Source organism: Arthrobacter sp. UYP6, from assembly GCF_040547315.1.
Classification (GTDB): Bacteria; Actinomycetota; Actinomycetes; order Actinomycetales; family Micrococcaceae; genus Arthrobacter_B.
Window position 1 is genome coordinate 21,688 of the sequence record NZ_JBEPPM010000028.1, and the last position, 8,290, is coordinate 29,977.

An 8,290-nucleotide genomic window follows, 5' to 3' on the forward strand; every position below is an offset into this window, starting at 1 on the left:
CATAGGCTGGGAAAATGAGCATTTCAACACCACCGCAAATACCCGGTCCCACCACGGGCCTGCGTTGGCGGGCCATCACCGCAGAGGACATCGACGCCTGGCTGGACCTGGTCCGGCGGATCGCCGCAGTGGACAAGCCCGGATACGTGGACCAGCGGGCAGATCTGGAACACGTGCTGGAGGCCAGCTCCGACAACCCGGCCCGGGACACCCTGCTGGGGCTGGACCGGGACGGCGTGCCGCGCGCCTACGGGTACCTGGTCCGCACCGAGGGCTCGGACAAAATCCACGGTGCCGGGGGAGTGGACCCCGCCTGGCGGCGCCGTGGCATCGGCACCGCCCTGCTGCGCTGGCAACAGCAGCGTGCCCGGGAGCGACTGCTGGAAACCGGCCACCAAAAGGGCCTGCTGCGGTTCATGGCGGAAGAGGACAATGCTTCGCATGTGGCCCTGTTCCACGCCGCCAACGCATCAGTGGTGCGCTACTTCACCGAAATGAGCCGTCCGCTTGATGCCAATATTCCGGATACGAAGCTCCCGGACGGCCTCGAATTTGTGACCTTCAACGAGGACATTTCCGAGGCCCTGCGGCTTGCCCACAACGAAGTCTTCCGCGACCACTGGGGCAGCGAGGAGCGCGACCCCGAACGCTGGCAGCACAACGTGGAGCATCCGCACTTCCGTGCCGACTGGACCTTTGTGGTGATGGACACTGCCGCAGGGGAAATCGCCGGCTACAACATTGCCTCCTTTGATCCGGAGGCCCAGAAGCTCAACGGCTATAGCGAGGGCTACACCGAGCTGTTGGGCGTGCGGCGGAACTACCGTGGGATGGGCCTGGCTCCGGCGATGCTGGGCGAAGCCATGCGCCGGTACAAGGCCGCTGGCATGGAACGCGCCGGGTTGGGCGTGGACACCGAGAACCCGTCCGGCGCCCTGGGGCTTTACGAACGGCTGGGCTACGTCCCGACCTACCGCGAAGTGGTCTTTGACCTGCCGCTGCTTCCTTAGGGCGCTGTCATGCCGACGGGCAGCCAGCACAGCTGCACCTCGGCGTCGTTCATCTACTCGCCGGGTGTCAACTGGTCCGGTGCTGCGGAGGACGCCGGTAGGACCCAGATGGACTGCGCGGCCGGAAGGCCCAGCTCCAGCTGTTCCCCGTGCGCTGTAAGCGTGAGGGTTCCGGCGTACGCCTGGCGCGAGCGGACGTGCACCTGCACGTCCAGATGCAGTCCCAGCCCGGCCAGATAGCGCAACAGTTCCGGGTCGTTGTCGGAAACCCGGGCGATGCACACCACGCTGCCCGGCTCGCAGCTGCTGAGCCGCACGGCGGCCAGCGGCGGAAAGCTGCCGTCGCGCGTGGGGATGGGATCTCCGTGCGGATCGCGGACCGGATAGCCCAGGCGCCGGTCCAGGGCGTTCACCATCTTGTCGGAGACCGCGTGTTCCAGATGCTCGGCTTCGTCGTGGACCTCGTCCCAGCCGTACTCCAGATACTCCACCAGGAACGTCTCGATCAGCCGGTGCCGGCGCACCATGGCCACCGCCTCGCGGGTTCCTTCCTCCGTGAGGGCGATGGAACCATAACGCGCGTGGGTCAGCAATCCCTGGGCCGTGAGCTTCTTCACGGCTTCGGAGACCGACGACGGCGAGTTCCCCACGTGCGCGGACAGGGCCGAGACCGTGACGGGAGCGTCGGCCCATTCCTGGGCGGTCCAAATGACCTTGAGATAGTCCTCGGATGCGGCTGAAAGCGAATTGGTACCCACCCCTCCACCTTACGTGGTGTGTTTAGGCGGGCGCGGCACCCGGGAGCTCCGCCTAGGCCTGAACCGTGTCTGCGTTCTGAAGCCCTTCGTACGTTGACCAGAAGTCGGTCATTGGCCGCGGGCAGCCCCGGAGCAGATCCTCGAGATAGAGCAGATGCGTCTGCCAACCGGGCAGATAGTGTGCCGTCTCCTCTCCGAGTCCCTCGTGCGTCAACGCCAGGCGGGTGCTGTTTCGGTCCGGGGTGAGTTCTATCCGCAGACGCGAGAGCGGCTCATCCACAAACTTCCAGGTCATGGACAGCAGTGCTTCCGGTACGTAATCCAAGACGTTACTGATGCAGGAATAGTTTTCGGCGTGCTGCACTGTCACTTCGTTGCCGAGAGCGAACTTGCCGGAGGTGATGGTCCCCATCCACTGCGGCAAGGCTTCCGGATCCGTCAGACCCCACCACGCATGGGCCGGGGTGGCAGGCAGGGACCACTGCAGGGAGAGCCGCTCCGGCCCGGGCTCAATCAACGCGGTGGTCAGGGGCATGGCAGGAGCCTACCGGACCCGTCTCGAGCACACCAGGACCCGGGCGGGCCTCAACTGACCTGCGTCCAGGCATCTCCCTGCTGGGCGCGGTGCCAGTGCTGCCTTGGGCGCTCGATTTCGCGGACGACGTCGGTCAGCCAGATGGTCCGGTCCGGATCCCAGCCGGCGATCACGGAAGCCCACTCCTCATCGAGGTGAAGCGCGCGCCCTGCACTGCTGAGATATCCCAGGGTGCTCAGGTGGACGGCGTCCCATTCTCCGGCCACGCGCTCCCAGTCCGGGATCAGCCAGCGGCCGTCCCGTCCCGTGACGTGGAACCAGTCGTTGCGGCGGGACGCGGTCACCTCAAGCGGGAACTTGCGGCACAGGGCTGTCCAGTCGTCCGCAGTGTGGATTTCATACGTCCTGCCGGCGCCGCGGACCGGGATGGCGGTGGCGTCTTCCCATCCCAGGGAATCCTCGATGAGGTTCAGGCCACCGGGGATCCGGCCCACGGTGCCGACTAGTCCGAGGGGGATTGACCACCAGTCCCCGGACCAGTTCGAGTCCAGTCCGCGCGCACTTTCCTTCCACCGGATTTCATCGGCGCGGATGTTCCGGCCCCACTGGGCCAGTCTCTGCTGCGGATTCTGGTCCAGCGGCGCCGGGTCATCCGGTCCCCGCCAGTCGATGGCCCACTGCTCGGTTTGGCGGGGCTGCGCGCTGCGCTGCATCGAAGGGGTGGCCATCACCCTTGTGGCCAGCGGAACGAGTGCTTCCCGGATGATCGGCAGCGCGGCCAGCACGTCCTCGCCGTCCGGCGGCTGCCAGTACATGGCCGTGGATACTGCCCGCTCAAGGGCGGGCCGGATCAGGTCGTCGTTCAGGCCCGACGGATCAAGGCACAGCAGGGCGGGGGCCAGGTCCTCGGGGGAGGCAGCGGCAGGCAGGTGCGTATCGTCGTCGTCGTTGGTTTCTTCGGAGGTCATCAGGGCGAACATCACCCGGGACGTTCCCTTGCCCGGATCAAGGTCATAGCCCAGATTAAACACGGCACTTCCAACGTCCCGGTTCAGTTCCATCGCGAGCTCAAGGCACAGCCGGCGGCCCCGGGGACCGGCGAGGAGCAGTTCAGTCTCGGCGTTCATCGGCTCATCCTTGCACGGACGCTACGCTGGCCTCCATGACAGCCCTGATCTCACATACTTCCTTTGACAGTCTCGACGCGTTCGCCCAGTCAGTGTTCTGGAGCGAAGTGCTCGGGTTCCGCGACGATCCGCAGGACCCGAATAATCCCGGCGACGAGGAGTGCATGATCGCCTCCGACGACGGCGCCCAACGGTTGCTGTTCCTCCAGGTTCCAAACGCCAAACAGATCAAGAACCGCGTCCATCTGGACCTGAAGCCTGCGGAGGGCACCCGTGACCGGGAACTGCAACGGTTGCTGGGGTTGGGTGCCAGGCAAGTTGCGGACCGGCGTGTGGCGGACGGGACCGGATGGGTGGTGCTCGCTGACCCGGAGGGCAACGAATTCTGCATTCTGCGCAGTGATGCCGAGCGCGGGCAGCGGTAGGGATTTCAGATGCGCGCCTAACCGAAACGTTGCGCGGGTGCCGCTGCGGCGAGGATGGGTCAGCGAACTGAGAGGTGGGCCGTGATCGACTGCAGATGGCTCAGGACCGTCTTCACATTGGCGCGTTCGAGGGTTTCGGGTCGGGCGAGGCAGTCGATGTGGCCCATACCTCGGCAACGAACGCGGGACTCATCATCAGCTTGACGATCGTGTTCACGCCGATCCTTGAATCCCTGGTTTCGGGGCATCCGTTACCGGTGACGTTCCTGGCGGCAGCGGCGGTGGCAGTCGCCGGGACCTTTGTGCTTGCCGGCAACGGCACCTTTGATCCTCCAACCGCCGGTGACCTGCTCGTGCTGGGTGCCGCCGTCGTGCGTGCCGCCCACGTGGTTTTCATGCACAAAATTACCGGAGGCAAACAAGCGGACTCGCTGCACCTGACGACCGTGCAGCTGGGAACCTGTGCGTTGCTCTTTACCGCGGGATCCTTCGTCCGGGGGGACTCCGTTCCGGAGTATCTTTCCCGAATCGGCCCCGGGCAGGTTGCGATGCTGCTCTACCTCGTGCTCATCTGCACCGTGTTTGCGTTCTTCGTGCAAATTTGGGCGGTCAGACGGACATCGCCGTCGCGGGTCAGCCTGCTGCTCGGCACCGAGCCCATTTGGGTAGCCCTGCTGGGAGTAACCATCGGGCATGACAGTCTGAATGCTGCCGGATACTGCGGCGTTGCCCTCATTTTGGCGGGGACATTCTGGGGACGTTCGGCAGAACGGCGCCACCGCTGTGGCGCCGAAAGCAGTGAAGCCTCGCCGTGCACGCCGGGCAACTGCCCGAGCGAAATCAACACCAGCGGCGCCCTCTGGTAATTAGTTCCCCCCATACCCCCTAGGGGTACTTGACGGGATACCCCAAGGGGGTATATGTTCATGTCAGATCGAAGATAGAGGAGCAGACATGAGCACATTCCAGGAACAGGCGCCCGCAGGCCTCACGGAAGAGGCCGGTACGGAACCGAAGAGCCCTGAGCAGGATCATTCCGGGCCCCACGGATACGCCACGGACAAGGACGCCTATCTCAAGCGGCTCCGGCGTATCGAGGGCCAGGTCCGCGGGATTGCCCGCATGGTCGAGGAAGACAAGTACTGCATCGACATCCTGACCCAGGTCGCAGCCATCAACAAGGCCCTGCACGCCGTAAGCCTGGGACTGGTCCAGGACCACATATCCCACTGCGTGGTGGATGCTGCCCGCGAGGCCGACGCCACCGGCAATCCGAAACTGGTGCAGGCCAAGGTTCAGGAAGCTACCGACGCCATCGGCCGTCTGCTGCGCTGAAGTGCGTTGCGTTTCGCTGATCCGCCGGCCGCCCACAGTCATCAACGTTTACTGAAAGAGAAACGTCCCTATGGAAACCACACTGAACATCTCCGGCATGACCTGCGGACACTGCGTCGCATCAGTCACCGAAGAACTAGAAGCGCTCGACGGCGTGGAGAACGTCAGCGTCGACCTGAACGCGGGCGGAGTCTCGACCGCCGTCGTCACCGCCAGCCGCACACTCTCACCCGTTGAACTCAGCGAGGCCGTGGCAGAGGCGGGCTACCTCGTGGTGGAAACCTCCGCCTAGCGCAGACGGTTCCGCCTGACGGCCCTTAGCCCCGGCAGATCCCCGCACCCCGGCGGGCCACGCCCACCCAGCATTTCCCGGAAGGACAGCAACCCCATGAGTACCGACAAACTGCTCCACCAGCCGCAGCCGCGGATCATTGACCTCAAGGTTGAGGGGATGACCTGCGCTTCCTGCGTGGGCCGGGTGGAGCGAAAACTCGGAAAGATCGAGGGCGTCGAAGCCACGGTCAACCTTCCGCTGGAGTCTGCGCGGGTGCACGTCCCGGACGGCGTGAGCGATGAGCAGATCCTGCAGGCCGTGGATTCGGCCGGTTACAAGGCCCGTTTGGTGGTTCCCGAACACACCGGACACGGACGCTCAGAAAAGGAGCACGCCGGCCAGGAGCATTCCGCCGAAGACCATATGGCCCACGGCGGAACGGCCGCCGCCCTTAGGCCGCGGCTGATCCTGGCCGCCGTCCTCACCTTTCCGGTGTTCCTCGTGTCCATGATTCCGGCCCTGCAGTTCAGCAACTGGGGCTGGTTCACCGCACTGCTGACCCTGCCGGTGGTGACCTGGTCCGCCTGGCCCTTCCACCGGGCCGCAGCCATCAACGCCCGGCACTTTGCCTCAACCATGGACACCCTGGTGTCCCTGGGGGTGATCGCGTCCTACCTGTTCTCACTGGGAACGCTGCTGGCCGATCCGGCCCTGACGGCCCACGCCGGTATGGACGGCATGGCGGACATGGGCGGCGGACACGCCAACCTCTACTTTGAAGTGGCCGCAGTGGTGGTGACCTTCCTGCTGCTGGGCCGCTACCTGGAGGCCAACGCCAAGGCCCGCGCCGGTGACGCGCTGAAGGCCCTGCTCAGCCTGGGCGCCAAGGAGGCCTCCGTGCTGCGCAACGGTGCCGAGGTCCGGGTTCCGGCTCAGGATCTGGTTGCCGGTGACATCATTGTGGTCCGTCCCGGCGAAAAGATCGCCACCGACGGCGTCGTCACTGACGGACACTCAGCCGTGGACGCCTCGCTGATCACCGGCGAATCGGTTCCGGTGGAGGTGGGCCCTGGCGACGCTGTCACCGGCGCCACGATCAACACCTCCGGCCGGCTGCTGGTCACCGCCACCCGTGTGGGCAGCGAGACCACGCTGGCCCAAATGGGACGCCTCGTGAGCGACGCTCAGTCGGGCAAGGCGCCGATCGCCCGGCTGGCGGATCGGATCAGTGCCGTCTTCGTACCCATCGTCCTGGGTATCGCCGTACTCACCTTCGTGCTGTGGCTGGTCTTTTCCGGTGACCTGCAGGCAGCCTTCACCGCCGCCGTCGCCGTCCTGGTGATCGCCTGCCCGTGTGCCCTGGGCCTGGCCACCCCCGTTGGCCTGCTCACCGGAACCGGGCGCGGCGCTCAGCTGGGCATCCTGATCAAGGGGCCGCAGGTGCTCGAAGACACCCGCACCGTGGACACCATTGTGCTGGATAAAACCGGCACGGTCACCGACGGCCGGCTCTCTGTGGTGCGGACCCTGGCATTCGAAACGGCAGCCGCCGTAACTCCGGGCGCGAACCGTTCCGCGGCGGAAACCGAGCTGCTGCGTCTGGCTGGCTCGGTGGAAGCGGCGGGGGAGCATCCCATTGCCGTCGCCATCGCCGCTGCCGCCCAAGACGCCGCCGGGGGAGCACGGCCCGATGGCGCACTCGCTCCGGTGACCGGGTTCGACTCCGCGCCCGGCGGCGGTGTCCGCGGAACCGTTGACGGCCGCTCCGTCGTTGCCGGCCGGCCCGGCTGGCTGGAGGAAAACGGCGTTCACCTGCCCGAGGACGCCTGGACCATGCTGCGGTCCGAGCAGGAAGCCGGCTCCACGGCAGTCCTGGTGGCCGTTGACGGCCGGGCCGCCGGGATCATTAGCCTGCAGGACAACCTCAAGCCCGGATCCGTGGCCGCCATCGCAAGGCTGCGTGCCCTGGGGCTGCGGCCCGTGCTGCTCACCGGCGACAACGCCGTGGTGGCTGCCCGGGTGGCTGACGCCGTCGGTATTGCTCCTGAGGATGTGCTGGCCGATGTCCGCCCCGAGGGCAAGGTGGAGGCCATCAAGGCGTTCCAGGCCGAAGGAGCCACCGTGGCCATGGCCGGCGACGGTGTGAATGACGCCCCGGCGCTGGCACAGGCGGATCTGGGTATCGCGATGGGCTCCGGCACCGACGTTGCCATCGAAGCGGCGGACCTGACCGTGATGGGCAACGACCTGGGGCAGGTGGCCACGGCCATCGAACTGTCCCGGCGCACGCTGGCCACCATCAAGACAAACCTTTTCTGGGCCTTCTTCTACAACGCTGTGGGCATTCCGGTGGCGGCCCTGGGCCTGTTGAACCCGATGATTGCCGGCGCCGCCATGGCCGCCAGCTCCGTGCTGGTGGTGGGCAACTCGCTGCGGCTGCGGAATTTCGGCAAGCAGCACCCTGCCCTCCCCGCGAAAGGGCAGTAAGTGCTCTTCTGAGGCCTCAGAAGGACCGCTTCTGCCATCTCGGCGAAGGGGAAAGGGAAGGGGAAAGGGAAGGGGAAAGGGAGAGCACCGGAAGGCCGGGCGGTCCGCAGACCGTTCGGCCTTTCGCGTCCCATGTCCGCGCTGATCCCCTGGGCAGCGGTGGCTATGGCACTGAGCGTGCAGCTCTGGCGGGAAGACTGGCTTCGCGGAAACTCCAGTGTGCAGGTGTGGTGACTTCTTCACGGGCAGAGTCATATGGTCAGTGCAACGCTCTGAAACTACAGGAGCGATGCGATGCCCAGCGGCTACCCCTTTACCCAGGACTTCAAGGACCAGTAT

Annotated in this window: 9 protein-coding genes; 6 read left to right on the top strand and 3 right to left on the bottom strand. The window is 65.8% G+C overall.

The window, feature by feature from the left end; genetic code table 11:
• Positions 1-14 precede the first annotated feature (14 nt).
• Positions 15-1,010, top strand: a complete 996-nt coding sequence (locus tag ABIB35_RS17935) for a GNAT family N-acetyltransferase (protein WP_354183096.1) — start codon at positions 15-17, stop codon at positions 1,008-1,010.
• 53 nt (positions 1,011-1,063) lie between these two features.
• Here the strand turns inward: ABIB35_RS17935 and ABIB35_RS17940 are convergent, their stop codons facing one another.
• Genes ABIB35_RS17940 through ABIB35_RS17950 form a run of 3 tightly spaced genes read right to left on the bottom strand, consistent with a single transcriptional unit; the run spans position 1,064 to position 3,430 of the window.
• Complete coding sequence (locus ABIB35_RS17940) at positions 1,064-1,768, bottom strand: metal-dependent transcriptional regulator (protein ID WP_354183097.1); 705 nt, start codon at positions 1,766-1,768, stop codon at positions 1,064-1,066.
• 52 nt (positions 1,769-1,820) lie between these two features.
• Positions 1,821-2,303, bottom strand: a complete 483-nt coding sequence (locus tag ABIB35_RS17945) for an SRPBCC domain-containing protein (RefSeq protein ID WP_354183098.1) — start codon at positions 2,301-2,303, stop codon at positions 1,821-1,823.
• Positions 2,304-2,353: 50 nt separating this feature from the next.
• Positions 2,354-3,430: a hypothetical protein gene (locus ABIB35_RS17950; RefSeq protein ID WP_354183099.1), complete on the bottom strand. Its 1,077-nt coding sequence runs from the start codon at positions 3,428-3,430 to the stop codon at positions 2,354-2,356.
• Positions 3,431-3,465: 35 nt separating this feature from the next.
• Between ABIB35_RS17950 and ABIB35_RS17955 the strand changes: the two genes are divergently transcribed.
• The 5 genes from ABIB35_RS17955 (at position 3,466) to ABIB35_RS17975 (ending at position 7,951) form a co-directional block, all read left to right on the top strand.
• Entirely contained in the window at positions 3,466-3,855 is a 390-nt protein-coding gene (locus tag ABIB35_RS17955; RefSeq protein ID WP_354183100.1) for a VOC family protein, read from the top strand.
• A 95-nt stretch (positions 3,856-3,950) separates the two neighbouring features.
• Complete coding sequence (locus ABIB35_RS17960) at positions 3,951-4,721, top strand: DMT family transporter (RefSeq protein WP_354183101.1); 771 nt, start codon at positions 3,951-3,953, stop codon at positions 4,719-4,721.
• 88 nt (positions 4,722-4,809) lie between these two features.
• Positions 4,810-5,190: a metal-sensitive transcriptional regulator gene (locus ABIB35_RS17965; protein WP_354183102.1), complete on the top strand. Its 381-nt coding sequence runs from the start codon at positions 4,810-4,812 to the stop codon at positions 5,188-5,190.
• 70 nt (positions 5,191-5,260) lie between these two features.
• Positions 5,261-5,482, top strand: a complete 222-nt coding sequence (locus ABIB35_RS17970; protein ID WP_354183103.1) for a heavy-metal-associated domain-containing protein — start codon at positions 5,261-5,263, stop codon at positions 5,480-5,482.
• 96 nt (positions 5,483-5,578) lie between these two features.
• Positions 5,579-7,951 (top strand): heavy metal translocating P-type ATPase, encoded by a 2,373-nt coding sequence (locus tag ABIB35_RS17975; protein ID WP_354183104.1) that lies wholly within the window; start codon positions 5,579-5,581, stop codon positions 7,949-7,951.
• The last annotated feature ends 339 nt before the right edge of the window (positions 7,952-8,290 follow it).

Excerpts from the sequence above, each read along its gene's own strand:
- ABIB35_RS17950 (WP_354183099.1), bottom strand. The coding sequence starts at position 3,430 with ATGAACGCCGAGACTGAACTGCTCCTCGCCGGTCCCCGGGGCCGCCGG.
- ABIB35_RS17945 (WP_354183098.1), bottom strand. The coding sequence starts at position 2,303 with ATGCCCCTGACCACCGCGTTGATTGAGCCCGGGCCGGAGCGGCTCTCC.
- ABIB35_RS17935 (WP_354183096.1), top strand. The coding sequence starts at position 15 with ATGAGCATTTCAACACCACCGCAAATACCCGGTCCCACCACGGGCCTG.
- ABIB35_RS17955 (WP_354183100.1), top strand. The coding sequence starts at position 3,466 with ATGACAGCCCTGATCTCACATACTTCCTTTGACAGTCTCGACGCGTTC.
- ABIB35_RS17965 (WP_354183102.1), top strand. The coding sequence starts at position 4,810 with ATGAGCACATTCCAGGAACAGGCGCCCGCAGGCCTCACGGAAGAGGCC.
- ABIB35_RS17960 (WP_354183101.1), top strand. The coding sequence starts at position 3,951 with ATGGCTCAGGACCGTCTTCACATTGGCGCGTTCGAGGGTTTCGGGTCG.
- ABIB35_RS17975 (WP_354183104.1), top strand. The coding sequence starts at position 5,579 with ATGAGTACCGACAAACTGCTCCACCAGCCGCAGCCGCGGATCATTGAC.
- ABIB35_RS17970 (WP_354183103.1), top strand. The coding sequence starts at position 5,261 with ATGGAAACCACACTGAACATCTCCGGCATGACCTGCGGACACTGCGTC.